28 protein-coding genes are annotated in these 25,657 nt (G+C 48.8%); 3 read left to right on the top strand and 25 right to left on the bottom strand.

Features of this window, described 5'->3' with window-relative positions:
• Positions 1–141 precede the first annotated feature (141 nt).
• The 7 genes from ACE6F3_RS01345 to ACE6F3_RS01315 all read right to left on the bottom strand — a co-directional run bounded on the left by ACE6F3_RS01345 (position 142) and on the right by ACE6F3_RS01315 (position 5,090).
• The gene (locus tag ACE6F3_RS01345; protein WP_301086074.1) at positions 142–1,773 is read right to left on the bottom strand and encodes a GH3 auxin-responsive promoter family protein; all 1,632 of its coding nucleotides are present in this window, start codon (positions 1,771–1,773) and stop codon (positions 142–144) included.
• A complete protein-coding gene (locus tag ACE6F3_RS01340) occupies positions 1,770–2,360 on the bottom strand; it encodes a methyltransferase family protein (protein WP_392654785.1) in 591 nt (196 codons plus the stop codon). The genes ACE6F3_RS01345 and ACE6F3_RS01340 overlap by 4 nt, the downstream gene beginning before the upstream one ends.
• Before the next feature lie 140 nt (positions 2,361–2,500).
• Positions 2,501–2,911 carry a hypothetical protein gene (locus ACE6F3_RS01335; protein ID WP_010937065.1) on the bottom strand — a complete coding sequence of 137 codons (411 nt, stop codon included), beginning with the start codon at positions 2,909–2,911 and terminating at the stop codon, positions 2,501–2,503.
• Positions 2,912–2,938: 27 nt separating this feature from the next.
• Positions 2,939–3,220, bottom strand: a complete 282-nt coding sequence (locus ACE6F3_RS01330) for a winged helix-turn-helix domain-containing protein (protein WP_010937064.1) — start codon at positions 3,218–3,220, stop codon at positions 2,939–2,941.
• Between the two features lie 100 nt (positions 3,221–3,320).
• Positions 3,321–4,223 carry an RluA family pseudouridine synthase gene (locus tag ACE6F3_RS01325; protein ID WP_324664573.1) on the bottom strand — a complete coding sequence of 301 codons (903 nt, stop codon included), beginning with the start codon at positions 4,221–4,223 and terminating at the stop codon, positions 3,321–3,323.
• Positions 4,210–4,692 (bottom strand): signal peptidase II, encoded by a 483-nt coding sequence (gene lspA, locus ACE6F3_RS01320; RefSeq protein WP_103908276.1) that lies wholly within the window; start codon positions 4,690–4,692, stop codon positions 4,210–4,212. Before lspA ends, ACE6F3_RS01325 begins: the two co-directional genes overlap by 14 nt.
• A gap of 26 nt (positions 4,693–4,718) precedes the next feature.
• Entirely contained in the window at positions 4,719–5,090 is a 372-nt protein-coding gene (locus ACE6F3_RS01315; RefSeq protein ID WP_010937061.1) for a TraR/DksA C4-type zinc finger protein, read from the bottom strand.
• 340 nt (positions 5,091–5,430) lie between these two features.
• Here ACE6F3_RS01315 and ACE6F3_RS01310 point away from each other — a divergent pair, with 340 nt between their 5' ends.
• The gene (locus tag ACE6F3_RS01310; RefSeq protein WP_279115249.1) at positions 5,431–6,363 is read left to right on the top strand and encodes a dihydroorotate dehydrogenase; all 933 of its coding nucleotides are present in this window, start codon (positions 5,431–5,433) and stop codon (positions 6,361–6,363) included.
• Position 6,364: 1 nt separating this feature from the next.
• On the opposite strand, the gene ACE6F3_RS01305 is transcribed toward ACE6F3_RS01310, so the two are convergent.
• A complete protein-coding gene (locus ACE6F3_RS01305; protein ID WP_096476895.1) occupies positions 6,365–6,937 on the bottom strand; it encodes a flavodoxin family protein in 573 nt (190 codons plus the stop codon).
• Positions 6,934–7,416 carry an rRNA maturation RNase YbeY gene (gene ybeY / locus ACE6F3_RS01300; protein WP_077975554.1) on the bottom strand — a complete coding sequence of 161 codons (483 nt, stop codon included), beginning with the start codon at positions 7,414–7,416 and terminating at the stop codon, positions 6,934–6,936. Before ybeY ends, ACE6F3_RS01305 begins: the two co-directional genes overlap by 4 nt.
• A 137-nt stretch (positions 7,417–7,553) precedes the next feature.
• On the opposite strand from ybeY, the gene ACE6F3_RS01295 reads away from it, so the two are divergent.
• Entirely contained in the window at positions 7,554–7,703 is a 150-nt protein-coding gene (locus ACE6F3_RS01295; RefSeq protein ID WP_010937057.1) for a hypothetical protein, read from the top strand.
• An 18-nt stretch (positions 7,704–7,721) separates the two neighbouring features.
• On the opposite strand, the gene ACE6F3_RS01290 is transcribed toward ACE6F3_RS01295, so the two are convergent.
• The 6 genes from ACE6F3_RS01290 to ACE6F3_RS01265 form a co-directional block, all read right to left on the bottom strand.
• Positions 7,722–8,726 (bottom strand): radical SAM protein, encoded by a 1,005-nt coding sequence (locus tag ACE6F3_RS01290; protein ID WP_279115251.1) that lies wholly within the window; start codon positions 8,724–8,726, stop codon positions 7,722–7,724.
• A gap of 1 nt (position 8,727) precedes the next feature.
• Complete coding sequence (locus ACE6F3_RS01285; protein WP_279115254.1) at positions 8,728–8,985, bottom strand: hypothetical protein; 258 nt, start codon at positions 8,983–8,985, stop codon at positions 8,728–8,730.
• A gap of 364 nt (positions 8,986–9,349) precedes the next feature.
• Positions 9,350–10,804, bottom strand: coding sequence for a glutamate--tRNA ligase (gene gltX / locus ACE6F3_RS01280; RefSeq protein ID WP_279115257.1), 1,455 nt, complete (start codon positions 10,802–10,804; stop codon positions 9,350–9,352).
• Positions 10,805–10,863: 59 nt separating this feature from the next.
• Entirely contained in the window at positions 10,864–11,364 is a 501-nt protein-coding gene (locus ACE6F3_RS01275) for an RDD family protein (protein ID WP_010937052.1), read from the bottom strand.
• 177 nt (positions 11,365–11,541) lie between these two features.
• Positions 11,542–13,626 (bottom strand): bifunctional mannosyl-3-phosphoglycerate synthase/mannosyl-3 phosphoglycerate phosphatase, encoded by a 2,085-nt coding sequence (locus ACE6F3_RS01270; RefSeq protein WP_041342935.1) that lies wholly within the window; start codon positions 13,624–13,626, stop codon positions 11,542–11,544.
• Between the two features lie 117 nt (positions 13,627–13,743).
• Positions 13,744–14,511 (bottom strand): A24 family peptidase, encoded by a 768-nt coding sequence (locus ACE6F3_RS01265; protein ID WP_096476891.1) that lies wholly within the window; start codon positions 14,509–14,511, stop codon positions 13,744–13,746.
• Positions 14,512–14,733: 222 nt separating this feature from the next.
• Here ACE6F3_RS01265 and ACE6F3_RS01260 point away from each other — a divergent pair, with 222 nt between their 5' ends.
• Complete coding sequence (locus tag ACE6F3_RS01260) at positions 14,734–15,075, top strand: type II secretion system protein (RefSeq protein ID WP_392654778.1); 342 nt, start codon at positions 14,734–14,736, stop codon at positions 15,073–15,075.
• 135 nt (positions 15,076–15,210) lie between these two features.
• On the opposite strand, the gene ACE6F3_RS01255 is transcribed toward ACE6F3_RS01260, so the two are convergent.
• From ACE6F3_RS01255 to ACE6F3_RS01210, 10 genes are all read right to left on the bottom strand, one after another.
• Positions 15,211–15,897, bottom strand: a complete 687-nt coding sequence (locus tag ACE6F3_RS01255; RefSeq protein ID WP_392654776.1) for a type IV pilus twitching motility protein PilT — start codon at positions 15,895–15,897, stop codon at positions 15,211–15,213.
• Positions 15,848–16,324 (bottom strand): hypothetical protein, encoded by a 477-nt coding sequence (locus ACE6F3_RS01250; protein ID WP_392654774.1) that lies wholly within the window; start codon positions 16,322–16,324, stop codon positions 15,848–15,850. The genes ACE6F3_RS01255 and ACE6F3_RS01250 overlap by 50 nt, the downstream gene beginning before the upstream one ends.
• Positions 16,325–16,340: 16 nt before the next feature.
• Entirely contained in the window at positions 16,341–17,798 is a 1,458-nt protein-coding gene (pilM, locus tag ACE6F3_RS01245; RefSeq protein WP_324664555.1) for a pilus assembly protein PilM, read from the bottom strand.
• A 5-nt stretch (positions 17,799–17,803) separates the two neighbouring features.
• Positions 17,804–18,379 carry a hypothetical protein gene (locus ACE6F3_RS01240; protein WP_324664552.1) on the bottom strand — a complete coding sequence of 192 codons (576 nt, stop codon included), beginning with the start codon at positions 18,377–18,379 and terminating at the stop codon, positions 17,804–17,806.
• 9 nt (positions 18,380–18,388) lie between these two features.
• Complete coding sequence (locus ACE6F3_RS01235; protein ID WP_392654771.1) at positions 18,389–19,747, bottom strand: hypothetical protein; 1,359 nt, start codon at positions 19,745–19,747, stop codon at positions 18,389–18,391.
• A gap of 114 nt (positions 19,748–19,861) precedes the next feature.
• Complete coding sequence (locus tag ACE6F3_RS01230; RefSeq protein WP_324664547.1) at positions 19,862–20,998, bottom strand: pilus assembly PilX N-terminal domain-containing protein; 1,137 nt, start codon at positions 20,996–20,998, stop codon at positions 19,862–19,864.
• A gap of 30 nt (positions 20,999–21,028) precedes the next feature.
• On the bottom strand, positions 21,029–21,577 hold the full coding sequence (locus tag ACE6F3_RS01225) for a type II secretion system protein J (protein WP_392654769.1): 549 nt from the start codon (positions 21,575–21,577) through the stop codon (positions 21,029–21,031).
• The gene (locus ACE6F3_RS01220) at positions 21,574–22,032 is read right to left on the bottom strand and encodes a type II secretion system protein (RefSeq protein ID WP_324664542.1); all 459 of its coding nucleotides are present in this window, start codon (positions 22,030–22,032) and stop codon (positions 21,574–21,576) included. The genes ACE6F3_RS01225 and ACE6F3_RS01220 overlap by 4 nt, the downstream gene beginning before the upstream one ends.
• Before the next feature lie 11 nt (positions 22,033–22,043).
• Positions 22,044–23,249: a type II secretion system F family protein gene (locus ACE6F3_RS01215; protein ID WP_041342911.1), complete on the bottom strand. Its 1,206-nt coding sequence runs from the start codon at positions 23,247–23,249 to the stop codon at positions 22,044–22,046.
• Between the two features lie 9 nt (positions 23,250–23,258).
• Positions 23,259–25,595: a GspE/PulE family protein gene (locus ACE6F3_RS01210; RefSeq protein ID WP_077975546.1), complete on the bottom strand. Its 2,337-nt coding sequence runs from the start codon at positions 25,593–25,595 to the stop codon at positions 23,259–23,261.
• Between the last annotated feature and the right edge of the window lie 62 nt (positions 25,596–25,657).

Genomic DNA, 25,657 nt, shown 5'->3' with positions numbered 1-25,657 from the left:
GCATAGTAAAAAATCAGGCTTGTATTGAGCCATTATGCAGTACAATAGTGTTGTTGTCAAATATGGACACCCAGTAATACAAATGGGCGGTAGCTTTGAGCACCGCCCATTTTTGACTGATACGGACAGGTTTCCTGGGTTTTAGACTTTGACAGCTTCCTCCTGTTTGACAGTTACCTTGGTGGGAGTATTCAGCATAAAAGCCAAATCTCCGGCCGAAGGATTCAGATGCGGGGGCTTCAAATCACTCAAATCTGCTCCGGCGTTCTGCTGGCGTATTTTGTAGAGTTTGAAAGCACCTTTGGGCAAAAAGGTCACATCCAGCGGCATCAAACCTATAAAAGACTCCAAATCAGCGTATCCGGGGTGTACCTTTTTGAGTTCCTCGTGGATAGAGGCTGTAACCTCCTCTTTAGTCTGGGTGGTGTTGTCTTTGGGTTCAATATAAAGGTGCAGACGGGGTGTATTATTCACCCGTTCCTTGCAGGCTACCCAATCCACATATTCTACCTGGCTGTTTTCAATAGCTTGCCAGATGCCTTTTTCGGAAAGGCGGGTAAAACCGGCAATATCAATCTGGTCATCCACTCTGGTCAGGTAAATCATCTGTGGGATATCTATATCCAAAGCTTCGTTGCGTAAAGATGTTATCTGTACCAGGTGGCCTAAGCGGTAGCGTACGAACGGGCCGCCGTGGAAACTGGTGATAACCACCTCGTAGTTGCCGGGTTTCAGTTCGTCCATCAGCAGGGTTTTGGGCTGATAACTGGTATCACGCCAGCTCTTTACCGCCTCTTCCTCAGGTATAAACTCAAAGAACTGCATATAAGGGACAAAGGTCATGCTGGAATAGTCCCAGGTTTGGGTAGCTATTAAAAAGGCTTCGGTGCAGCCGTGGAAATCCAGCGGATAGCGCCCCCACTGTTCCTTTATTTTTTCACGGTAGACACTGCCGTCAATACCGTAGGTCATCAGCCCCTTTACCTTCCAGAGGTCTTTGGGGAGCATGGGGCGTCCGGCCAGCTTGGCTTTGATTTTACCTTTTAGCAGCCGCAGCATGGCTTTGGGGTTGGACAGCAGGAATTTCATGCTTATTTTGCCGCTGCTCTGGCTGAAACGGTTGCCCAGGGCTACAGTTACACTGGACATGGATAAACAGTAATCCAGCCCCTCAGACAGAGCCATCTGGAAGCCCTTTTTCACCCGGTCTTCAAAGGGAATCCTTTCGGCCTCCTCCACTTTGGGCAGGAAATTAAACTTTTCATGGGGGAAACAGCGGGCAATAGTGCCGGTGGCATAAGGCGGCGGTGCCATGCCGTAGAGTACGGCATCATTCGGGCGGATATTTATATCCTTGCGTTTATTGCAGCTGCTGAAAAGGGCCATTGCCCAAACCAGAGACTCTACCTCGTCCATCTGGCGGGCGGTTACCGGAGCCCAGCGGTGGGCGTATTCGCCGTTTTTGCCGGAGGTATACTGCCAGAGAATAGGTCTTTTGGGAAGTATATCCATGCGTCTTTTAGTCAGGAAGGGGGCATAGTCCGCATAGGTGGTAAGGGGTACGCTCCGCCTCAGTTCCTCTGAATTGGTCGGTGTTGCCCCGTTGAAAATGTGCTTGCCCAGTTCGCATTTTTTAAGGAGTTCCAATTGTTCCTGAAGAAGTCTTTCCTGTATTTTCATGAAATCTTCAATGCTGAGGTCAATAAAACCGCAGCAGCGGTCCCAGATTTCCTCAACTTTACCCTGTGCAAATAGCTCACCTAGCTGGGTCATTTTGCTTCTCCTTGTATAGTATTTGAAAAATTACGCTGTTTTATATAAGCCGCAATGCTTTTGCGGTTGGGTATCAGCATGGGGGTGTTTTTTTGATACTGGGCATAGCCCGGAAACATTTTTCCGAATACCCAGCGGTCCTGTATGTACACCAGCAATATATCCAAAAGGCTCCAGATAACGGCCGCCCACAGGGTAAAGTCCGTACCCGCACCCAGGGTCATGCCGGCCATGGCCAGTACAAACCAGGGTACGCCGGGGTGACGTACCAGGGCATAAAACCCGCTGGTAACCAGTTTGTCTCCCACTCCGGTTTTGACATAAGTTTTACCGAAGGGCAGATTTACAAAGAGGGAATAAAGAAAGAAATAGATGCCTGCTGCAAATACCGCCCAGCCGGCGGCATTCAGCCAGACGGGCAGTAAGAATGAATTTCCGTTGAAGCAGACCATAAAACCGGCATACACCAGCAGGGCCGAACCCGAAAGCCAGAGTATGGGCTTGAGAAGCGGCAGTTTTTTCAGGGCAACAAAATCAAAGATATGTACCAGTGAAAAACCTATTGCACCAATAAATACATAAAACATGTTCTAAATATGGCAGACACCAAACACACTTGGAAGGTTTTAAATACTAGAACAATGTTCTATTAAAGCTGAGGGGAAAAAGAAAAAAGCCCTCTTCGTCTGAAGAGGGCTTAAGCAGGTCTTTAGAAGCCTGTTTTAGGTTATTTCCACTTAAGTTTTACTTCACCGCCGGGGGTTTCGTCTTTGCTGCCGGCACCGCCCAGTTTGCTTAAGGCTTCAAGGTCACTCATGGCAGAAGACCCTTTGCCCAGTTCCAGCCCGTAGCCTACAAAGAAATCCACGAAACTCTTGAGGAGTTTCTTGGTGTCTTCCTGAAAGGAAACCAGTTCTTCTCTGCTGGCAGACTTGTTGGATTTTTCAAGCAGTTTCTTAACGTCCTGCTTGAGGGCTTCAAACTCCTGGCTGGAGATTCCGTTTTCCTTGCGGTTTTCGCCGCCTAGCTGAGAGTCAATAAGGTAATTCAGGAAATCCGCCTGGCTCAAGTCGCCGCGGTTTTCATCAATCCGCCTTACCAGCTCCGCCGGTACAATCAGCATTCGTTTGTCAGACATGGTATCTCCTTTTACTGCCCCGGTAAGTTAGGCTTCGTCCTGTTCATTATCTTTAAGGTCCAGTGTGTCTAATATATTATCAATACTGCGCAAAAGTTCAAGCCCCTTGGCAGTCACCCTGTAGGTAACAGAAGGGTTGCCAAGCTGTACACGGTCAATAAGCTCCCTGTCCAGCATGAAGTTCAGATATTTCTGAAGCTGGAAATAAGACATATTGACGCTGTACATAATCTCAGTTTTGCCGGCTTCACCCAGCCTGAGCATGTCAGCGATAATCTCTATACTGGAACGTCTGCGGTCTAATCTCATAGCCCTTTTGACCTATTACTATCTGCTACGGAGTTACTATTATACTATGCCGTGTAAGCCGAATATAACCCCCCAATTCCAAATATTTTTAAAAATATTTTCAGGAGGGGTTCTCCAGTGTTTTCAAGGCCTCTTCCAAATCCGTCGGAAGGGGAGAGCTGAACTCTACGTTCTGCCCGTTTGAGGGCAGGCTAAAACTAAGGCGGTGGGCATGCAAAAACTGTCTTTTAAGCCAAGTCTCTTTTTGCCCGTAAACTGCATCACCTGCCACCGGGTGGCCTATAGCCGCAAAATGGACACGTATCTGGTGGGTGCGGCCGGTTTCAAGTTTGACCTCAAGCAGGCTGTATCCCTGAATATAACGCAGCACTTTGTAGCCGGTGCGGGCGGGCCTTCCGTCAGATACCACCGCAATTTTCTGGCGGTTTTGAGGTTCACGCCCCAGCGGGGCTTCAATAAACCCTTCCGCAGGATGCAGTTCCCCTTGCACCAAGGTTAGATAGTACTTGCGTACGGTCCGTTCTTTAAACTGGGCAGACAGGTTCGCCAGGGCTTCGCGGTTTTTAGCTACCAGCAGCAGCCCTGAAGTATCTTTATCCAGGCGGTGGACTATTCCGGGACGAAGGGGGTCGTCGAAGTCTTCCATTTCAGGTTCAAGTGCCAGCACCCCGTTTATCAGGGTATGGTCAGGGTGACCCGGGGAAGGGTGAACGGTCAGCCCTGGCGGTTTATTTATAAGCAGCAGGTCCTTGTCCTGGAAGATTATATCCAGGGGTATATCTTCGGCTTTGAGTTCGGGCGGGGTTTCGGGGGGTATTTCTATAGTTATAGTGTCACCGTTTTTAAGTTTCAGACTGGGTTTGGCGGTTTTCCCGTTTACCTGTATATGGCCTGCTTCCACCAGTTCCTGTATAAAACTGCGGGAAAGGTCAGTTTCCTTTTGGGCTATGTATTTATCCAGCCGCTCACCGTCAGATTCGGCAACCAGTTTACGCGTTTTCACTGGCATCTCCTCCCGAATGGGAAGATGTCAGGTATAAAAGCACCAGCCAGATAATGCCCAGCGTCAGGCAGGAATCAGCCATATTGAAAGTAGGGAAGCTCCCTACCTGTATAAAGTCAGTAACATAACCCAACCGCACCCGGTCAATCAGGTTGCCTATCGTACCTGCCAGGATAATTCCCAAAGCGGCTAAACCGGGGCGGGTATCCAGAAATGGCAGTTTTTTCCTTAAGAAGAAAGCGGTCAGGGCCAGTATTACTCCCAGACAGCTGGCGGCAATAAGCCACTCGGTGTGCCCCCTGAAAATACTGAAAGCCGCGCCGGTATTATGAACGTGGACAATCTGGAAGAAACCGCTTTCCGGTATGGCTGTGCCCGGGGTAAGGTTAGCGGCAATAATAAATTTGCTTAGCTGGTCAGCCAGAACGCCGCAAGCGGCGCTGACAAAAAATACTAATCCCCTGGTCATTAACCCCCAACCCTTTTCAAGCTGATTTAGTAAGACTTGGCTGCTTTAGACTTGCACTGCATACACAGTCTGGCCTGCGGCAAAGCTTCAAGTCTGGCAGGGTCTATAGGCTCTTTGCACATTTCACAGAGGCCGTAAACACCCCGGTCATATTTATCCAGTGCGTACTCAGTTTCAGCAATCTGGTCAAGCAGTTTCTTTTCCATGGCCAGCCCGTTTTCAAGCTCGGCTGTTTCGGTTGCCTCTTCTTCACGTTTGCCAAAAGGGCTTCCCTCACGGCGGTCTTCAGCCACCCGTAAGGAACGCATCTGTTCAAGCTGGTCGGTCAGCCTTTTAAGGTCTGCTTCCAGCCGTAAACGGTATATCGGGTTTAATCCACTTTTTTTCTTTGCCACCATTGGGTCCTCCTGGTTGCTATGATACCTTCGGGTATGTTTCGGTACTGTGCCGTTTTGCCGGAAATTCCGAATGAAAAAACCGGATTCTGGTTTTTTAATCTAGCATTTGGGAAGAAGCCGGCATAAAATCTGCCCTGGCCTCCCCCGTGTGCGTAAAGAACAAACTACCCAAGCGGGATTTTGTGTGTCCCCTAATAACAACAAAGCTAAAACAGGAGGTGTTTCGCTTCATGTTTTCAGTGTAGTCTATAAAACCCAAATAAGCAAGATAAAATATTAGGGCACAGCTTGGAAAGAGAGGTTGTGTTCCGCCATCTCCAAGCCTTATAATCTTGGGCGTATGGCTGAACTTAATTTAAATGTAGATATCGCCCCGTATAATGCCCGCCAGCTCAGGCTGGCCAATCCGGTCATAGTGGCTTCCGGGACGTTTGGCTATGGTGATGAGTACCCCCACCTTTTTGACCGTAACCGTTTGGGTGCCATTGTCTGCAAAGCCACTACCCTGAAACCGAGGGAGGGAAACCCCCAGCCCCGCATAGCCGAAACTCCAAACGGCATGCTTAATTCCATCGGGCTGCAAAATATGGGGGTGGAGGCGGTTATCCGGGAAAAGGCGCCCCAGTGGTACACCTGGGACGTGCCTGTAATAGTAAATATTGCGGCTGAAAGCATTGAAGATTATGCTGAGCTTGCCCGGCGGCTGGATAAAGTGCCCGGTGTAAGCGGTATAGAAGTAAATATCAGCTGCCCCAACGTTAAGTGCGGCTGTATAGAGTTTGGGTCTTCACCCGAATCTGCCGCCAGAGTGACTGATGCAGTCAGGAATGCCACCACTCTGCCCCTGATAATAAAACTGACCCCCAATACCAGCAGCATAACCGAGCTGGCCAGGGCGGTGGCGGATGCCGGGGCGGATGCTATTTCGCTTATAAATACCCTGCGGGGTATGCGTATAGATATCAAAAAACGGCGTCCCATATTGGGTAATCATACCGGGGGGCTTTCAGGACCGGCCATCAAACCGGTGGCGATTAGTATGGTCTATCAGGTATCCGGTGCGGTAAATGTGCCTGTTATCGGCGGCGGCGGTATTATGAATGCCGAAGATGCGCTTGAGTTTATAATGGCCGGGGCAACTGCTGTTCAGATAGGCACAGCCAACTTGGTCAACCCGCGCACCCCTATAGAGGTGCTTGAAGGGCTGGAAGCTTATGCCAAAGCCGAGGGGCTAAAAAGCATACGGGAAATAGTGGGCATAGCCAGAAGCTAGGTTATTTTTCTGCCAGCATCTGGCCCAGTTCATAAGCCTTCTTGAGGGTATCAGACTGGGTCTGGATAGCACCCAGATTATCCACTCCGCTTATCAGCAGTTCATATGTGTATTTTACGTTCAGTACCGCAAAGAAAGCTCTCATGGTAGCTCTGGCGCCTTCAAAAACATCCCCGTTTTTCATACCTCCGGCGGCCACAAACATGCCTTTGCGTTCCCGGTCATCACCCAGGGGCGGTGTTTTCAGCTTGTACTTGCGTGCCCAGAGTGACTGGCAACGGTCTATCATAACCTTAAGCTGTGAGCTGACACCCATAAAGTGAATAGGGCTGGATACTATTATCCGGTCAGCCTTTTCCATCTGGCTGATTACTTCGTCCATGTCATCACGGTAGCGGCACTCACCGGTATAAAAACAGTCATCACAGGCCGGGCAGTGGCCTATATCCAGGTCTGACAGGTAAATAACATGGGTATCCGCTCCTTTGTCTTTGGCACCTCTGATAGCTTCGTGCAGCAGGGTATCACTGTTGCCGCCAAGGCGGGGGCTGCCGGATAAACCCAGTACTCTCATTCCAGTATCTCCCGTATATGTTTCATGGCTATATCCTGGTGAGACTTCATAACTGCTTCGGCCACAACTTCGTGATGGTCATACCCCAGCAGGTGAAGCACCCCGTGAATCAGCAAAAAGGCTATTTCATGGCTCACGCTGTGACCGGCGGCAGTTGCCTGAAGCTCTGCCTGGGGATAAGAGATTATTACTTCTCCCAGATGGATATTTTCGTCAGGCGGGGTAGGAAAATCATCCGCTGCGGTCAGGTTTTCGGGGTTTTCCTCCAGCATATAAAACGAAAGTACATCTGTAGGCTCGTCAAGCCCCCGGTATTTTAAGTTTAAGTCTTTTATTTCTTCCTGACCGGTAATAACTATACCCAGTTCCGAATTCGGGTCTGCGGCCTGGGCTTTAAGGGTTTCGGAGGCTATCTTTTTAAGAAATGGGGTGGATACCAGTTTTTTAAAAGGCGGTTTGACTATAACGTTTATTTCCATATGCCTAAATAATATCACAGCCCGGAAAGGCGGCACAATCAGGCTTTAAGCGGTGTCTGCGGCGAAGCGGCTTTTGTTGGAAGCGAATACGTGCTATAATGCTTCTTCAGTTTGTAAATAATTACGGAGTAAATATAATGGCTGTCAAAACCGAAAAGATTGAAAATACCAAAACCGCTCAGGAACTGCCTGACCTCAAAACCTTTATAACCGGGGTAAACAAAAAGGATAAGGTCAGCGGCCTGAAAATCCACTTTGCCTTCTGCAACCGCAAACGCCACGGTTAGTTCTCAAAAAAACTTTAATTAGTAACTTATAAACGGGTGGCCGTTGCGCTGGAAATCAGGGATATAGTAGTCCTTGGCATCCGGTTCCTGAAGCCACCCGTTTTCTATTCCCAAAATATCCAGCATATTTATGGTGGTGCGGTATTCGGCCACAGATATAGTTCGGGCAAGCGGGGGCATATCCAAAGCCCGGTGGCAGGGGTAATACTGGGCCATCAGGCTGACTGTAATCTCGGTTGATAAATCTGCTATCCACCGGAGGGATTCTTTGCTGCCGGCTAAATCATCCGGCAAAATCAGGTGGCGTACAATAAGCCCCCTCTCGGCAATTCCCTCGGCGTTGTAACGCACCCGTCCTACCTGGCGGAACATTTCCCGTATGGCGGCACGGGCATGGCTGACGTAGTCTTTGCAGCCGGAAATCTGGCGCGCCCATTCGTTATTGGCAAACTTGAGGTCCGGCAGGTATATATCCACTACCCCGTCCAGCTCATACAGCGTTTCCAGAGAGTCATAGGCGTTGGTATTGTAGACCACCGGCACCCTCAGTCCCATGGGTATGGCCTCTATCAGGGTGCGCAGCATTTGGGGGACGAAGTGAGAGGGTGAGACAAAGTTAATATTGTGTACACCCTTGGTATTTTGCAGGTCTACAATCTGTCTGGCCAGAGTCTGGCAGTCTGTCTGGTTTTTCTGCTGGTTTTCATAATCCTGGCTTATCTGGTGGTTCTGGCAGAAGGCACACCTAAGGTTGCAGTTTGAAAAGAAAACAGTGCCGGAGCCGTTATCCCCTGATATGGCCGGTTCTTCCCCCAGATGCTCACAGACTGCTGCCACTATGGGGGCGTTTCCGCTGTGGCAGTACCCGCCGCTATCGTTTATCAGGCGGTTTACCCCGCATTTCCGTGGGCAGAGGTCACACTCCGCCATGCGTTCCTCAAGCCGTAAAAGCCTCTGCTTTAGCTCCCCTGATTCATAAAGCTCAAGGTATCTGGGTGTATATTCGGAAGTGTCCCGGTTCAACCTAAATCCTTCCCTGGAGTTTCAGGGCTTTTTCAATAGTTTTGTGTACGGATTCAGTTTCCACTTCGGTTTTCATGCCCAAAGCGTTTATGATAAACGGCCAGGCCTCCTCTTCGGTTACCCGGTCAACCTTTGTGCCGTCATTTTTCTTTACAATCCGGCGGAACAGGGGGCGGTTATCTATAGAATCCCAGTAGGGGATAGTGCCTATCTTTATTAACCAGTTTATAGCTTCTTCTTTACTTACCTGCTGGCTCATATATATCTACTCCTCGCTTGTTAAAGTCTTTAAAAAATAGGGCGGCATGGGTGCGTCTGGGGAGGGGGGATAAACGAGGAGTGACCTATTGTCATATTCAGCGGACCTCTATGCCAGCTTTATTTGCCGGTACTCTCAGGCTGCTACTTACAGCCAAGCGGCATCTGTTACTGATTTATACCTCTTTTTGGCGTTTTCATCAAGTAAATTTTCAGCGTATAAAAAGGATAAAAACTAAACCATGCGGCAGTAAAATGTCTTCTTGCGGCCATGATTTTTAGCCCGCTTTCTTGGCGGCAGGCATCCAAAATGACAGCCGGCAGGAGCATTTTTGGCCTGACCCTTTGCTATCTGTTTTACTCCGCTAAGAAGGCAGCTCAGACAGTCTGGCAATAGCCATGGCTATCCGCCCCAGGCATCTTTCCCTGCCCAGCACCTCCATTGTCTGAAAAAGGGGAGGGGCAACCTGCTGGCCGGTGGATGCGGTGCGGAGCATACCGAATAGCTGCCCCGGTTTTAGTTCCAGTTCGGCAGCCAGCGGACGGATATGTTCCTCCATACTTACGGCATCAAAGTTTGCCAGGGCTTCCAGCCGGGCAAAGGCCGCTTTCAAGGCACAGAGGCTTTCATCTTTGGTCAGTTTCTTATCAATAAGCGAAGCCGGGTCATAGCTGATATTGTCCGAATAGATAAACCAGCAAAGCTCTGCCAGCTCACTTAGTTTTTTGACCCTTTCCTGTATCAGGGGCATTACTTTGGTGGTATAGTCAAGGTTTAAACGCCCGGATGCGGCAATCCGTTCGTCTTTTGCCAGAAAGGGCATAGCCCGGCTGGCAAGGTCCGGGGCGGAAAGGGTACGGATATACATGCCGTTCATCCAGTCCAGCTTTTCATAGTTGAAAATGGCGGCAGTCTTGCTTACCTTTTCCAGACAGAAATACTCTATCAGCTGCTTGCGGCTGAATAGTTCGGTCTTGTCATCATAAGCCCAGCCCAGCAAAGACAGGAAATTTACCATGGTTTCAGGCAGGTAGCCTGCCTGTTTGTATTCTATAGTAGAAGTTGCTCCGTGCCGCTTGGAAAGTTTGGAGCGGTCAGGTCCCAGTATCATGGGCAAATGGGCATATTGGGGTGGGGTATAGCCCAGTGCCTTATACAGCATAAGGTGCTTGGGAGTAGAGGGCAGCCATTCTTCTGCCCGCAGGACATGGCTTATCTGCATGGCATGGTCATCTACCACACTGGCCAGATGGTAGGTGGGAAAGCCGTCTGATTTCAAGATAACAAAGTCATCCTGTTTGGCGTTGTCAAAGGTTACTTCACCGCGTATCAGGTCTGTAAAAGCGGTCTGTCCTTTAAGGGGTATTTTAAAGCGGATAACCGCCCCTTCTTTTTGTCCCAGGCATAAATCACGGCAGCAGCGGTCATAACCCGGGGGTTCTTTGCGGGCTATCTGCTCTTCCCGCATTTTATCCAGCCTTTCGGAAGAACAATGGCAGTAGTAGGCTTTGCCCTCGGTAACCAGCCTTTCAGCCGCCTGGCGGTAAAGGGAAAGCCTTTCTGACTGATAGTACGGGCCGTAGTCTCCGCCTTTGTCCGGGCCTTCGTCCCAGTCAAGCCCCAGCCAGTTCAGGCTTTCCAGTATAGATTCCACCGCCCCTTCCACGTAGCGTTCGCGGTCAGTATCTTCTATCCGGACAATAAACTTACCGCCATTGTGTCTGGCAAAGAGCCAGTTGAACATAGCAGTGCGGATATTGCCCAGATGGGGGTAGCCGGTGGGACTGGGGGCGTAGCGTACTCTTACTTCGTTTGTCATCTTGTTCCTGCCTTATAAGTACAGCCTGCCGGGTATTGCGGCTGTTTAAATATTTATTTTCAGGTAGCCTGGGGGGCGGTCACTTCAGGGGGTTTGGGCAGTTTTACTACCACGGTATCAGCCATTTTATCATGCCAGCCCTGTCTGCGGCGGTCACAGGCAATCCAGAAAAGCCCCAGCCCTAAAGGCAGGCTGGCCAGAATAAGCCCCGCAAAACGGATAAGTGAGTTTCCCAGCGAAACCCCGGAACCGTCTGTCCTGATAACTTTTATCTGGGCGGCCATCATGCCGATGGTCTGTCCCCGCCAGTACCAGAAAAACACAAAGTAAGCCACCATGACTGATAAAGAGAGAACATTGGTAAATGCGCTGACCGGGGCTACCAGCCACCAGATGCCGGACAGGCTGTCTATGTTCCAGAAAACAGGTATTTCAAACCAGTGCACAGGCACAAAGGCCAGGGAAGTAAGGCTGATAATTATATCGTCTATAATAAATGCCCCGAACCGCCGCCAGAAACCGGCGAATTCCAGAGCCAGAGGGCTTTTTATGTGGGTCATTTTTGATGTCACACTCCCGCCAGATTTGGCTGTGGGTATTATACATCTAAATGGGGCTTAATCCTAGTAACCCAAAGGCAAGGTCGGATTCCACCTGAATGGTTAAGCTTACCGGAAGCAGGGCTTGGCAACGGCTATGCACCGGTTAAAAAGGATTTATTTTGGGATACCGGTATATTATTCCATGGGCAGTATTATATCGGTAACTGCCCGGCTGAAACCCTCCGGCCCCACCCCTCTGACATAACTGGGGTTACGCAAACGCATCTTGTGCCACTTGTTGCCGGGGCGTTGCACCAGTATGGGGGAGTCCACTGTTTCCAGCATGGAGTAGTCATTTTCGCTGTCACCCAAACCAAAGGTGTGGATATTGCCGAAATTCAGGCGGAACAGCTCGTTCAGTACCTTTATGGCCTTGCCCTTGTCATTGCCGCCGGTGACTTCGTAGAAACGCCCCCCGAAACTGTATTCCAGCCCGTTTTGCTGGATATGATTCAGGACTATATTGGTACTGCGTTTATCGCCCTCTATGTGTACGGTCTCGCTGTATTCACGCTGTTTGGCCAGCTCGGCCTGCTTCAGGTTAAGGTCAGTAAGGCGGCTGACGTCTTCAACAGACATATCCCCGAAGCTGGTAATAAATATATTGCCGGCTCTTTCAGAGTTTTCTATTTCGGTACAGGCCTCGGCCAGGGCTTTTTTAAGAATATGGCGGATATCTTTATAGCTCATGCCCAGCTCAATCACCAGATAATTTCCGGCTACTCTGTCATAGGCAAAGGGCAGGCGGAAGTAATCTTTGGGGATAAATATGGCCCCCCCGTTTTCGGTTATAAAGGGGTCTTTGATACCCAGTTCGTTGCGGTACAGGTCTTGCTCGCCCATAGTCTTGGCAGAGCAGAATACCAGTGGCAGCTCTTTGTCTTTGAGCAGCCGCAAAGCATCCAGTGCGGTTGAATATGAATAAGTCAGCGGGCTAAGCAAAGTGCCGTCCAAATCAGTATAGATAACCTTTTTAAACTGTCCCGAAGACGGCAGCCGGGAGGGGCGGGCTACCCGTGAAATCAGCTCTCCGTCCGGCAGAACCATCTGGGGCAGATACTTTTCAATAACGGCTGAAAACTTCGCCAGGTCCATCTTCTGGGGCGGGGGAATCAGCTTTACCTGGGGTATCTCAGGGTTGTTTTCCAGCCCCTCAATCCCTGCCAGCTGGTTTTCAATCTTTTTTTTCACGCTCTCATCTGCCAGCGGGCTGTGATAGATAACTGCCAGGCTGGGCAAAAGCATATCCTGTATCAGGTGGTCACCGCCCTTATCCTCGTGGAGGTGGGGGTTGATAGTTTCGGTTTGGAGTATCTCCACCCCTTCTTCCGCCACTTCCCTGTCCTCTATAGGCAGTATCCCGCTGAACTGTTCCAGTATGGACATAATCTCTTTGGTTTCCACCGCATAGCCGGTGCCGTAAGTCAGGCGTTTAGCCAGCTCTATGCTCATGGCGTGCTCACCGGCATTTCCGGTTTTAATAATCTCGGTTTCAAACTTGCCCTTGCTGGATATCAGGTGATTAAGGTGTTTGTTGGTAACCTCGGAAACCCTGCCCCAGCGTTTGAAATACAGGTCTCCCACCAGCTTGGGTTTGTACTTCCAGAGCACCCGCACCATGGAATAGGGTGACTGAGCCAGATTAAAACCGGTAGCAAAATGTTTGGCGTATTCCCAGACCGCTCCCGGTATATAGTTGTCGGTATCTATGAAACCCACATATTCCCGCCCGCTGAACATAGTCAGGATAATTCCCAGTATCATACCCTCGGCTTTGCCGCTGCGGATAAGCCCGTCTTTACCCAGCAGTTCGGGGTAGCCGGCATCTGCAATAGCACCTGCCAGTTCGGGGTTCTTCTGGTGGACAACTATCGCCTGGCGGTGGGTTATACGGCAAAAGCGGCTGACAATATCCTTTTCGTTTTTAAAGTTATCCACTTCCTGTTTGGAGCTGTTGCTGATAACTATCATCAAACAGTCATGGGGTATGCCGCTCAGCACACCCTCAAAAACTTTCAGGTCTTCGTCTTTTATAGGCAGGATAATGGCCATTTTCTTTTCAACATCTGAAATGGCCTGTTGGTCTACCATCTCCACCTCACGGCTTTCCTGCAGGTGAGGCAGGCTGGGAGCCCCGGAATCAAGTTCTAAAAAACGCCTTACGCCGTGTATGGTTACATTCCCCAGGTGTTCGGCGGGACGCAGGCTTTCAATGCGCATAATGGAAAACTCCTTTGAACAGGTCTAAGTGCGCCGGTACGGCGTACAGCCTTATTTTAGGCTGAAACCGGGCAGGTATCAAGGTTTAGGTTTGGGAAATGGTTTTGGCAGAAAGGCTCAGGCGAGACCCAGATACCAGTCCATAATCTGGCTGCCAAACAGCATGGCGGTTACAGCCCCTACTGCCAGAAAAGGGCCGAAGGGGATAGTCTGCCCCTTGCGGCGTTTGCCTGAAAGCATCAGAGCGGCGGCTGCCAGACCGCCCAGCACTATGCCGGTAAATATAGCTACAAAAATATTGGGGAAACCGCACACCAGCCCGATAAATCCGGCCATTTTTATATCGCCTTCACCTATACCCCCGCGTGAAGCAATATAAATAAGCAGAAACAGCCCGAAACCGCTCAGCCCGCCGAAAAACGAAGAAGACAGGTTCGCCAGTATCCCGTCTGACTGAAGGTACAGGGGTGAAAGCGCCAGTGCCAGCAGCATACAGGGATAAATAATCACGTTCAGGATAAGCCCTTTTTCCAGGTCTATCACAAACAGAGTGATAAATACGCACAGGTATACCAGACTTATGGCCAGCTCCGCGCTTGGGCCTATTATCATGTAGAAAAGGGCAAACAAACTGGCGGTGGCTATCTCCACCCACAAAGCTCTGGCGGGTATCTTGGCCCCGCAGGAACGGCAGCGCCCCTTTAGGAAAATATAACTGAAAACAGGTATCAGCTCAGCTGCGCCCAGCCTTTTGCCGCAGGCATCACATACAGAGCCGGGGGAGACGATGGATTTATTGGCCGGCAGGCGGTCAGACAGCATATTTATAAAGCTGCCCAGCACCGCTCCTAAAACGAAGAAAAATATAACCCAACCCGTAAACATGAACTATATTGTGGCTTTTTTTTGCCGAACCGTCAAGTGATTTGCATACTAAAGTACTGCCGGGTTGTATACAAATGGGCATAGAGTGTATTATAATCACTATGTGAAAGTGTTACTATATCACTATTGACCCCATAAAGGTCTGTAAAGTATCTTTAGTGTAACTATCATTACAAAACATGGTAAAACATAATTCAAAAAAAGAAAGGTGGTGAAAGACAAATGTACAATTTCATGAAGAAACTCCGCAAGCACCAGAAAGGCTTCACCCTGATTGAGCTTCTGGTAGTGGTAGCCATTCTGGGCGTTCTGGCGGCCGTAGTTGTCCCCAACGTTGCCAAGTTCATTGGTTCCAGTAAGACTGAGGCTATGGCAACAGAATTGCATACAATTCAGTTGGCTGTTACAGCTTATATGGCTGATAATCTCACTGATGAAATGACAGCAATTACTAGTACAAATGACTTTAGCGGTACTGATATTGCTCCGTATCTGGTGACTTTGACTACTGAATTTTACTATTCCATTACAACTGCGGGTGTAGTGACACAAACTAAGTCTTAAAGTTTCTATTAATTAGCTAATTAATAAAGGTCTGCCCTAAAGCAGACCTTTATTATATTTAGTAACCTTGTTTGGCCAAACAAAAAGGGTAGTTAGTTTAGACCGCCCTTAATCTGTTTTTTAGTAGCAGCTTCTTTAAAAAAGCAGGCTCTTGCTGCTTTCCACCAGCTTTTTGCGTTTCTGGCTGGCGGAGCTGCTGCTTATCAGCTTTTCCACCTCGGAAGCGTCCTGACAGTAGTTAAACAGGTTTTCCCGGCTGATTACCTGCTGGCGGTAAAGTTCCACTAAAGCCTCATCCATGGTTATCATGCCCTCATCACGGCTGGTGCGGATAACATTCGGCAGCTGGTAAAACTTGCCCTCGCGGATAAGGTTTCTGACCGCCGGGCTGCCCAGCATTATTTCCACTGCCACCACCCGCCCGTCGCTATTGGCGCGGGGTACTAAGGTCTGGCAGAGAACGCCCTCAATCAGCGAGGCCAGACGGGTCTGGGCCAGATGCCTTTCATGGGGCGGGAACAGGTCTATAATCCGCTCCAGGGCCTGATAGGCGCTGGGTGCATGGGAAGTGGAGAGCACCAGATGGCCTGTTTCGGCAATAGTCAGCACCGCCGCGGCCGTATCCAGGTCACGCATCTCACCCACCATTATTACGTCAGGGTTCTGGCGGAGTACGTGCTTCAGGGCATGGCCGAAGGAAAGGGTGTCTGAGCCAAGCTGGCGCTGGGTGACGGCGCATTTTATACAGGGGTGAACGTATTCAATCGGGTCTTCAATAGTGACCACGTGCTTGTTTTCGGTGTTGTTCAGGTGCTGTATCATAGCCGCCAGGGTGGTGCTCTTGCCGCTGCCGGTAGGGCCTTACAATCACCAAGCCGCGGGGTTTGGTAATCAGTTTTTCACAAATATCCGGTAATTCCAGCTCGCTGATAGTGGGTATGCTGGGCGGCAGCAGGCGGATAGCCAGACTTATGGCTCCCCTTTGCATGGCGGCATTGCACCTTAGGCGTCCCACTCCCTCCAGTGAGTAGCCGAAATCCAGCTCCCATTCCTTGTAAAAAGTTTCCCGTTCTTCATGGGTAGTCAGCTGTTCAAAAGCGGTTTTGATATCTGCCGGCTGCAGCTGTTCATAAGAGTTCAGGGCTTCCAAATCCCCTCTTACCCGCACCAGCGGCGGGCTTTGGGCTACCAGATGCAGGTCAGAGCCTTTTTTCTCTTCGGCTTCGTAGATAAGTTTTATAACGTCCATGTTTTACCAGACTAGTTTATTTCAAAAGGAAATTAAAACTGTATATAGGCATATTCGGGTCTTCGGTCGGTATCTTGTCCATGCTGATTACCACTACATCCAGCCAGCGGTTGCTGCCGCGGAGTATGCCGGCATATTCCAGCACAGCCGTCTTGGTCAGGCCGTATCCTGTAACCGTAATACTTTCACCGTCAAAATCAATAGTAGAAAGGGCAATATTGCTGGAGTGAAGGTTGTAAATAGCTTTATAATCCCCGGTGATGGCCTCTCTTCCCTGATACATATCCCAGAGCATATCGTTCAGGGCGGTTACCACCGGGTCGGCGGCGTCCAGAGATTTTTGGGTTTCCGCAATCTGGCTGTTAAGGGCTGAAAGTTCGGCTCTTTTTTGTATCAGGGTAGCTTCCTGCTCCTGCACCTGCGGCTCTAAGACGTTGTTCTTTTGCTTCATATCATCAATATAAAACCAGCCCCAGACCAGGCCGCCCACCAGCAGAACTATGACTGTGGGCACCAGGATAGACGCCAGGGAAGTGCCTTTGGGTTTGTAAAAACCCGGCATGGCGTTAATATTGATTAGCGAATTCTGGTGTTCGGTTCCGGCCGGCAGCGCCCGGAGGGCCATACCCATATTTACAATATAAACACTGGGGTCAAAGCCTTCACCGGCAATAAAGGGCGAGGGCAGGCTGGAAATCTGGTTGCTCAGCTCATCCAGCAGAGAAGACCACGAATCCTGTTCATTGGCCAGTTCGCCGGATACCAGTACCGGTACGCTTTCATCCAGCGGGCTTTCAGCATGGCTGGAATTGTAAAAGGTGATGGTCCGGTTCAGTTCCTCGGCAATGGTGCTTATCCGTTCGGCAACAGACTGGCTTTCAACCGGCAGTGACAGGCTGCGGATAACCTCCGGAATGCGGCCTATAATGACGGCAATATCCACGTTATCCAGCCAGTTGCTTACAATAATAACCTTTTCCAGATTGGCACAGCGGCAAAGAGCCAGAGGGGCAATATCCAGTACCTCCAGCCTGAGGCCGGCTTTGTTTATGGTTTTTATTACCGAATCAGTGGTGTTTTTGGGGTGGGCTACTATAAATACCTTTACTTCCCCCTGAGCGGAGGGAAGTACCTGGTAAGACAGGTAATTCTGGTCCATAGGGGTGGGAATTACCCGGTTAGCTTCGTTTTTAATAGCTTCGTCAAGTATATTTTTAGGTACGGCCGGCAAGCTGATAATCCGGAAGATAGATTTAAGGCCGCTCATGGCCGCTATCACTCTGCCGGTGGGTATCTTCTCACGGGAAAATAAAGATTTTATCTCCTCTGATACTTTGGTTTCATCCTGAATCAAGCCATCTATAACCAGCCCGGCTTCAAGGGGGGCGCTGGCCCATTTTTCAACCTTTTTACCGTTGTTAACAAGGACCTTTATTTCGGCATCTTCAATATATAGCGTAGTTGTTTTAGCCATTTTATTTAACCCTCGTAACTTATCAGTAAAAGAGTAATGACAACTTCAGGTTTGGGTAGTGCATCATCGGCGGTGGTGGTATCAAAGGTCAGGTCTATAACATCCATACTGCCGGTCAGAAAATCTTCACCCTTGTCTATAGCTGATATAAAACTGAGGATAGGGTGGATATCCCCCCTGACTACAATCTCAAATTCGGTCATCTTGAAGTCAAGTTTATTCAGTGTCAGTTTGGTAGCTTCAGATGATGAGAAACTAAGTACATCCAGTCCGGATTCAGCCGCTAGTTGTACCAGTACGCTGGCATATTCTATAGATTGAATCATTTCCGGGAACTGGCCTTTTGCCTGAGCAAGTTTACCTAGGGCTTCCTCTAGCTGGGCGGCCAGCTGGTTTGCCTGTTCGGTAGAGGTGGCAATATCTCCAGCTACTTTGGGTATAGACAATTCTGCCAGAGCAATGCGGTTCTCCAGGTCTGTTTTGCGGCTATCCTCATTTTCGAAGAGGATAAACAGACTGGCTCCGGCAATGATAATTAAGCCGAATGCCAGCAGTGCCCACGACGTTTTACTTATTTTCATAAATACTCCTTAGCCGCCTAGTACAGTCTGTGTGTCCCATGTGAGTATTTTAAGTTCAACAGAATTACCATTGAGATATGGATCAAGTGCAGATAAATTCCAGTCAGTGCGGAAAGTGATGGAAGAGTTGCTGTTCATGGTGATACTTTGGGCAATTACACAGCCGGTTATATCGGTATTTGCTGAAAGTTCAAGATGCCCATTCGGGGCATAAACAATTCCGATAATATCAACATTGCTATCTATAATTACTGTGCCTGTTTCGGAAATAATAAGAGGGGGGCGTTGATTCGGGGTAAGAAGACAATCTGTATTGGAATTCAGTGTAAGGTTGCCGTTAGCGATAAATGTGAGCGGACCATTAAAAGTATTGTTTGAAGATACAGTCATTGAGCCAGCAACGTAAACAAGACAACCGGCAGGGTTAGTAAAATTTATATGCGAGTTTGATTTGAAATCCAGATTACCACTTACGTAAAGAGCTGTTCCCCCGAAGTTAAATGTGGAATTGCTTGTTGTTGTGAATGAGCCTTCTATATAAAGGTTTTCGTTAACTGTAAGGGTTTTATTGCTGCTGATGCTGAGATTGCCAATTAGATGGGTGTCTCCATTTATAGTACCGCCAGAATTGTAGGCACTGGCTATTTTAATAGTGCCATCAGCAGCACTCATTGCCTCAAGCATAAATAAAGAAGTATCCAGTGTTGAAGTATTTATGGCGGTATTGGGGAAATAGCCTTGTTCAATATTGCCTACCCCACCAGTTATTGTGCCGCTGGCGGTAGCAGAACCTTCGATATCAATATTAGCTGAAGAACCTACGATAATATCGCCATTGGCGATTATATTACCATTATCCATATTGGGAAATGAGGAAACAGTGGTGTTGTTCTTTATAATTACATCACCGTCAAGAGAGGTAATGGCATTATCAAACAGCCCGCCTCCGCTTAGCTGATATTTTAAGGTGGCCTGAGTGGTGATGGATTTGCCGTTCAGGCTGGCTTTGGAATCTACTGTATAATAGCCTTTGCCATGGTAGGTCAGTTTTACTTCTAAGGTATCGCCGTTAAGGGCGGACAGGATATAGCGACGAGGGGAATCTTGCTCGTTTGGCAGGCCGATCCTTCCTTTAGAGTCAGTTACTCCTTCGCCGCCGGTTTTGATAAGATTTATAGCCCATTCCACTCCGGCATCCGAATCATAAATCCCTGCAGTACGTTCCTCAATAGCTGTACCCTGTTGAAGTCCGGAACCTATCAGCATCAGCAGGGGAGGCAACATGATGGCACCTATTGCCAGAAAGATAAGGGCTATGGCCAGTGAAGCCCCTTTTTCCCCCTTGATAAGCTTTTTCATACTAATCATGTTATATTCTCCAGTGCTGTACACACAAATTTGCTAAATATGGACTATATCCCACTATACTAACAGGTCTGCAGTGTCATATTCAACCCAACAGATAGTACTTTTGGGCATATATTAGCTAATGCTCCAGGTTATTATCCCCCAGAAGTGGCTGAGACCGCTGCCGGGAAAATCTATTTTGTAGTTCCCGTACTCATCAAACGGGCTGGAATAGGTAATCGAACTGTTCTGCAAGTACACTTCAGTTGCTCCTGCCAGTGTACCCTGAAAAACGTTGGTAGGTTGCATATAGGTTTTACCGTTTACCGAAAGGACGAAGATATAATCATCTGGATGGGGATGCTCTGGCTGATTAGGTTTGAACTCTATATTACCTTCGGCAATGATGCTTCCTGAGCCAATCAGGGTGCATTGGTTGCCAACCACCAAGGCATCTTTTTCGTCAGTTGTATTACTCTGTACATATATGGAGTGGCCGTTTAAGTCCAGAGTGAAGTTGGAACCAGTCATGCCGATAAGGGTATCACCCGTGATGTATATATCACCCTCAAGTGTATAGGTGGCGTTCTTTACGGTGGACACAATATCAAGTGTCCCCTGTCTTAGTATTTCGGGAACGCCGGTTGGATAGTTTGCCAGATTCAGGGTGGCTGAAGCAGATGGGGTAGTATTTACATAATAAAAGGCCGACAATTCATTGGCACCGGGCCATGCCCCTTCATAAAAGCGTATGGGGGCGTTATCACCTGTATCAGGAGTTACGCTGGCTTGGCCGCCTTGAATAGTGTAGTCACCTTGTGAAGTAATGACATGGTTCATGATGTCTGTGTAGTTATTATAGGTGTCGCTTACCACTGCAGTTATGCTGATGGTTTCAGTGGAACTGACAGAGGTGGACATAATCCGGTATATATCCTCTGCAAGGTAGTCTAAAGTTACGCTCACAGTCCGCCCGTCTATGGTAATTTCTGGTAGAGTGCGGCTTTCTCCTGTATGCATGGGCAAACCACCGGGTATCAAGGGGCTGTTTGCCGGATCCAGATACCAGATAGCCTGCTCAACGCCGGCATCTGCGGCATAAAGGCTGGCAGTCCGGTTTTCAAAGGTAGTACCCTGTACCAGGGCTGAACCCATCAGCATCATCAGCGGGGGCAGGGTTAGGGCTCCTATGGCCAGAAATATAAGGGCGATAACCAGCGCTTGACCCTGCTGGCTTCTAAGCCTCTTGCTTATAGTTATTAAGTTTCTCATCTCCGCACCTCCCCAACCAAGCAATTCCAGTTATGTGCTGCTTATCCTTGGTTTAATGTGCAAAAGCCTGTTTTCAGTCTGGGTATGTAAGGTTATGGTTATTTTGATATCAACTGCACTGGGCAGTTTTTCATCTGATGTCAGCTCATCTTCAAATAGTATACCACTAACATACTCGGCTATGAGGCTTGTTTGGGTAGAATTGTCAAACAGCCGCAATTCGGTTCTGGTGAGCGTGCCTGTAATGGGATTATAAGTATAAGTGACGATGTGATCAGTTATAGGGTTGGTTGGGTCGGACTGATATCTTGTTTGTTTTATAGTCAGAGTGTGTGTGTCCGGATCCCACTCAGGTTGGGTATTAGCCATCTGAATATCAGTGGAAAGCCAGCTGTTTACAATGTCCAGATGGCGGATAATGGTCATGTGGTCATTGCTTCGCTGAGTGACGGTAAACAACTGGAAGACACTGGTAGTTAACCCTGCCATGATAAGTCCGGTAATGGCCAGAGCAACCAGCATTTCCACCAGCGTAAATCCAGCCTGCTTACCGCTGTATTTTAAAATGAACCTTCTCATCTGCTTGCCACATAATCTATCAGGGTAAAGATAATCTTGTTTACCCCACCCTCATTGTGCTGTATTACTATGGTTATCTTCTGGATACCTTTATCAGTAATACTCTGGGTATTGGTAACTACATCCCAGGGTATACCGTAAATCTTGTTTTGTACCAGGTTTCCATCACGGTTATAAGTGCAGATAGTGAAAGCGGTATCAGACGGGCTTAGGAAAAAATAATCCGCTACCGAGCCATCTTCATCAACTCGCTGGTATGAAAAGCTTTTCAGATGCTCCATGGTACTCTTGGCGTAACTTTCAGAAGTAGTGCGTACGTTAGCTATAGATACCGCTTTTACGGCCGTATTAAGGGCAGTCAGAAAAGCCACCCCGATAAGCCCCAGTATAGCCAGTGCCACAAGCACCTCAATCAGGGAAAACCCCTTTTGACGCCGAAGCAGCTTTCTTCTCATATTATTTATCCTTAGCCAATCTGCCCGTACAAGGAGTACATGGAAGACACCAGGGCAACGGCAATAAAGCCTACTACCAGACCGATACCTATGGTCATAACCGGCTGTATCATGCCTATGGCGGCACTTATGCGGTCGTCAGCTTCGGTATCATAAGTAGCTGATACAGTAGCAAGGGTGTCATCAAGTTTACCGGTTTCTTCACCCACGCTTACCATCTGAACCATCATGGGCAGGAAGAGGGGGCTTTTGGTCATGGGGCGGGAAAGTCCTTCACCCCTTATCAGGTCATGCTGAACCTCTGCCAGGGCGTTGCTGATAAGTTTATTGTTGGCTGCGGCAGTGGTTTGATTCATGATTTCAGGCAGGGGCAGACCGGCTTTAAACAGCAGTGACATAGTCTGGCAGGCACGGGAAAGTTCTGAAAGAAGCAGAATCCGCCCGATTATAGGCAGTTTCAGGGCTATCCGGTCTCTCTGATAGCGTCCTGCGGGTGTGCGCAGATATATTACCAACCCGGCTATGGTTGCTATAAAAATTCCGGTTACATACAAACCCCAAGCCCCAAAAAAATCACTTATGCCAATGAGTATTCTGGTGGCGGCGGGCAGTTCAGAGCCCATTTGGGAGTATAAACTGGTGAAGGCCGGTAATACGAAGGTTACCATGAGCAGCAGCACCAGAATACCTACCACCGCTACTACGCTGGGGTAAGTCAGGGCGCTCTTTATCTTCTTTTCAGTTTCCACGTTCCGCTGGACAAAGTTAGCCAGATTACGCAGTACTACTTCCAGGCTGCCTCCCTGTTCGCCGGCGGCAATTACCCGGTGATACAGGGGCGGGAAAGCCTTGGGGTGTTTGCTCATAGCCAGAGAGAGCGAACTGCCTCCCCGGATATCATTTACAATCTCGCCTATAATCTCACGGAAAAGTTTATTGGTTGTCTGTTCCTGGAGCAGTTCCAGTGAAGTGACAATATCCGTACCGGATTCAAGCAGCAGAGCCAGCTGGCGGGAAAACAGAATAACTTCTCTGGGTTTTACCTTGGAGAAGTTAAATGAACCGCTGGTGCTGAAAAAAGGCGTAATGGGTTTTATGCTTAAAATCTGGTAACCGCTGTGGCTCAGCAGCCTTTGGGCTGCCTCCAGAGAGGTCGCCGGGATTTTCCCCTTTACAAGCCTTTTATCCTGACCGTAAGCTACGTAATTAAAGTCCATCTACTTACCTCAATACTGCTCCTCCGGAGAATAGGCACTGCGTAGTACTTCGGAGGGGGTGGTTATATTGTCTTTTACCTTCAGCATACCATCTTTCATCATGGTAATCATGCCGTCTTTAATGGATTGGGCGTGTATTTCGGACGGGGAAGCCCCGCTTAGCATCAGCCGTCTGATTTCATCACTTATAGTCATAATCTCAAACAGGCCTACCCGGCCCAGATAGCCGGTGAAGGCACATGATTTACAGCCGCTGCCATATACAAATTTGGTCCGTTTCTCCCCGATTTCCCGTTCGTAAGCCACCTGCTCAATAACCGGTACTTCAATGGTATGCTGGCAGTACGGGCAAATCCGCCTGACCATACGCTGGGCTACTACCCCTACCACAGCTGAAGCAATCAGGAAGGGTTCTACTCCCAGGTCTATCAAGCGGTAAAGAACACCGGTAGTGTCATTGGCGTGTATAGATGAAAGCATCAGGTGGCCGGTAAGGGCTGCCTGAACGGCTATATTGGCTGTTTCAGCATCACGTATTTCACCTACCAGGATTACATCAGGGTCAAGGCGGAGGATAGAACGCAGGCCGCTGGCAAAGGTAATGCCGGCCTGAGTGTTTACCTGTATCTGGTTTATATCTTTAAAGCGGTATTCCGCCGGGTCTTCTATGGTAATAATATTTTGCCGCATGATATCAAGCGAGTTTATAGATGCATAAAGGGTGGTGGTCTTACCGGCGCCGGTAGGGCCGCTGATAAGTATCATGCCGTAGGGCACTTTGAGCATCTTGTTGTATTTTTCCAGGCTGTCCGGCAAAAAGCCCAGCTGGGAAAGTTCTATGGTAGCCCGGCTTTTATCCAGCAGCCGCAGCACCGCCATTTCCCCGTTTACGGTAGGAGCGGTTGCCGCCCGGATATCTATTTCCCGTCCGCCGGCATTTACCGTAAACTGGCCGTCAAGTGCGTGGAAATGGTCTGCAATATTCATATCGCCCAGGATTTTTATTCTGGAGATAATAGCCCGGTGGGCGGTGATGGGCAAAGACATCATATCCTGCAGTGTGCCGTCAATACGGAAACGCACCCGCAGGCGGTCTTCATTGGGCTCAATATGTACGTCTGACGAGCGGGCTTTTACCGCTTCTTCAATAATAAGGTTCAGGGCTTGGGCTAAAGGTGCGTCAATAGCGGCATCAATAGCCAGACGGTCATCTGTAACTTCGCTGGGTATTGACATGCGGGAAAGGTATTTTTCAATATCCCCGTAACCTTTGTAGTTAAAGTCTATAGCTTCGCGTATTTCGCGGGCGTCTGCCGGTATGGGCTTGATGCGGCGTTTGGAATGGGCGGAAAAGGCTTCAAGTGCCAGTATGTCAGACGGGTCTGCCATGGCCATCTCAAGGGTATTACCCACTACATTCAGGGGTATAGCAGTGTAACGCCGGGCAAGCACCTCCGGGATGAGCTTGAGCGCTTCGGGGCGGGGTGACTGGCGCAGGTCGGTTATGGCAGTTTTGCCGTTTTTAGTGTCGGTTTTGGCTGAGGTCTTTATAACTTCTTCGGCTGTATTTACCGCAGCCCCCTCTTCGGTAGCTATAGTAACGGGTTTAAATTTTATAAGCTTGACCTTCTGGGCATCAGCAAACTGCTGGGCATCAGCGGTTATCTGGGAGGCGGTAGCTATCAGCTTGTCAACTATGCCGCAATCAAAGGCTTTAGCGTCAAACAGAGCCACATCCTGAAGCTCAAGGGAGGGCTGTTTTTTGATAATGTCTATCCCCAGGGTATAGTTGTCAGTATTGATATCATTAGCCACTATGTCAAACACGTGTGAAATGCCGGAACGCCCTTTGATACGGGCATTTTCCCTTATGGTATAGCCCAGGCCGGTCAGAGCGTTAATAAGGTCTTCGCGGGTGGAGATGTTGCCTATACTCTCCAGCCGGCTGGGGTGTTTGGTATTGCTTACCAGCAGGTCTTCCAGACGGTCTTCGTCAAAGACTTTTATCCGCTGTTTTTCAGCCAGATTGCGTGTTTCGGGGGTGAGTTTGGGTATGGCAATAAGAATACGTTCATTTATACCGGTATCAAAAGCCTTATTGGCAAAGTTAAAAATAGCGCTGCTTTCTTCTTCCTGGTTTGAACCCAGAGTTATGCAAACCGCCATTGTTCTGGTAGTAAAACCGTCATTCCGGCGGGCTACTATATCAAAGACGTGCTCCACACCGGACTGACCGGTTATTTTGACATCAGTTTCCACCTGATAGCTGTGGCTGGACAGATAATCTGCCACCCGTTTACTAACCAGTTTGCGGAGTTCTGTATCTTTAACTTTGTTCTGCAACATTTCTTACTACATTCCAGCTTGTTTATTGGCTTTTTATCCAGTTACTTATCATATCTTACGCA

It is taken from the genome of Dehalococcoides sp. THU4, assembly GCF_043231265.1.
Classification (GTDB): domain Bacteria; phylum Chloroflexota; class Dehalococcoidia; order Dehalococcoidales; family Dehalococcoidaceae; genus Dehalococcoides; species Dehalococcoides mccartyi.
The sequence above is the reverse complement of the archived record's forward strand: the minus strand, read 5'-3'. Positions and strand labels throughout refer to the sequence as shown.

Excerpts from the sequence above, each read along its gene's own strand:
- ACE6F3_RS01345 (WP_301086074.1), bottom strand. The coding sequence starts at position 1,773 with ATGACCCAGCTAGGTGAGCTATTTGCACAGGGTAAAGTTGAGGAAATC.
- ACE6F3_RS01340 (WP_392654785.1), bottom strand. The coding sequence starts at position 2,360 with ATGTTTTATGTATTTATTGGTGCAATAGGTTTTTCACTGGTACATATC.
- ACE6F3_RS01335 (WP_010937065.1), bottom strand. The coding sequence starts at position 2,911 with ATGTCTGACAAACGAATGCTGATTGTACCGGCGGAGCTGGTAAGGCGG.
- ACE6F3_RS01330 (WP_010937064.1), bottom strand. The coding sequence starts at position 3,220 with ATGAGATTAGACCGCAGACGTTCCAGTATAGAGATTATCGCTGACATG.
- lspA (WP_103908276.1), bottom strand. The coding sequence starts at position 4,692 with ATGACCAGGGGATTAGTATTTTTTGTCAGCGCCGCTTGCGGCGTTCTG.
- ACE6F3_RS01315 (WP_010937061.1), bottom strand. The coding sequence starts at position 5,090 with ATGGTGGCAAAGAAAAAAAGTGGATTAAACCCGATATACCGTTTACGG.
- ACE6F3_RS01310 (WP_279115249.1), top strand. The coding sequence starts at position 5,431 with ATGGCTGAACTTAATTTAAATGTAGATATCGCCCCGTATAATGCCCGC.
- ACE6F3_RS01305 (WP_096476895.1), bottom strand. The coding sequence starts at position 6,937 with ATGAGAGTACTGGGTTTATCCGGCAGCCCCCGCCTTGGCGGCAACAGT.
- ybeY (WP_077975554.1), bottom strand. The coding sequence starts at position 7,416 with ATGGAAATAAACGTTATAGTCAAACCGCCTTTTAAAAAACTGGTATCC.
- ACE6F3_RS01295 (WP_010937057.1), top strand. The coding sequence starts at position 7,554 with ATGGCTGTCAAAACCGAAAAGATTGAAAATACCAAAACCGCTCAGGAA.
- ACE6F3_RS01285 (WP_279115254.1), bottom strand. The coding sequence starts at position 8,985 with ATGAGCCAGCAGGTAAGTAAAGAAGAAGCTATAAACTGGTTAATAAAG.
- gltX (WP_279115257.1), bottom strand. The coding sequence starts at position 10,804 with ATGACAAACGAAGTAAGAGTACGCTACGCCCCCAGTCCCACCGGCTAC.
- ACE6F3_RS01275 (WP_010937052.1), bottom strand. The coding sequence starts at position 11,364 with ATGACCCACATAAAAAGCCCTCTGGCTCTGGAATTCGCCGGTTTCTGG.
- ACE6F3_RS01270 (WP_041342935.1), bottom strand. The coding sequence starts at position 13,626 with ATGCGCATTGAAAGCCTGCGTCCCGCCGAACACCTGGGGAATGTAACC.
- ACE6F3_RS01265 (WP_096476891.1), bottom strand. The coding sequence starts at position 14,511 with ATGTTTACGGGTTGGGTTATATTTTTCTTCGTTTTAGGAGCGGTGCTG.
- ACE6F3_RS01260 (WP_392654778.1), top strand. The coding sequence starts at position 14,734 with ATGTACAATTTCATGAAGAAACTCCGCAAGCACCAGAAAGGCTTCACC.
- ACE6F3_RS01255 (WP_392654776.1), bottom strand. The coding sequence starts at position 15,897 with ATGATACAGCACCTGAACAACACCGAAAACAAGCACGTGGTCACTATT.
- ACE6F3_RS01250 (WP_392654774.1), bottom strand. The coding sequence starts at position 16,324 with ATGGACGTTATAAAACTTATCTACGAAGCCGAAGAGAAAAAAGGCTCT.
- pilM (WP_324664555.1), bottom strand. The coding sequence starts at position 17,798 with ATGGCTAAAACAACTACGCTATATATTGAAGATGCCGAAATAAAGGTC.
- ACE6F3_RS01240 (WP_324664552.1), bottom strand. The coding sequence starts at position 18,379 with ATGAAAATAAGTAAAACGTCGTGGGCACTGCTGGCATTCGGCTTAATT.
- ACE6F3_RS01235 (WP_392654771.1), bottom strand. The coding sequence starts at position 19,747 with ATGATTAGTATGAAAAAGCTTATCAAGGGGGAAAAAGGGGCTTCACTG.
- ACE6F3_RS01230 (WP_324664547.1), bottom strand. The coding sequence starts at position 20,998 with ATGAGAAACTTAATAACTATAAGCAAGAGGCTTAGAAGCCAGCAGGGT.
- ACE6F3_RS01225 (WP_392654769.1), bottom strand. The coding sequence starts at position 21,577 with ATGAGAAGGTTCATTTTAAAATACAGCGGTAAGCAGGCTGGATTTACG.
- ACE6F3_RS01220 (WP_324664542.1), bottom strand. The coding sequence starts at position 22,032 with ATGAGAAGAAAGCTGCTTCGGCGTCAAAAGGGGTTTTCCCTGATTGAG.
- ACE6F3_RS01215 (WP_041342911.1), bottom strand. The coding sequence starts at position 23,249 with ATGGACTTTAATTACGTAGCTTACGGTCAGGATAAAAGGCTTGTAAAG.
- ACE6F3_RS01210 (WP_077975546.1), bottom strand. The coding sequence starts at position 25,595 with ATGTTGCAGAACAAAGTTAAAGATACAGAACTCCGCAAACTGGTTAGT.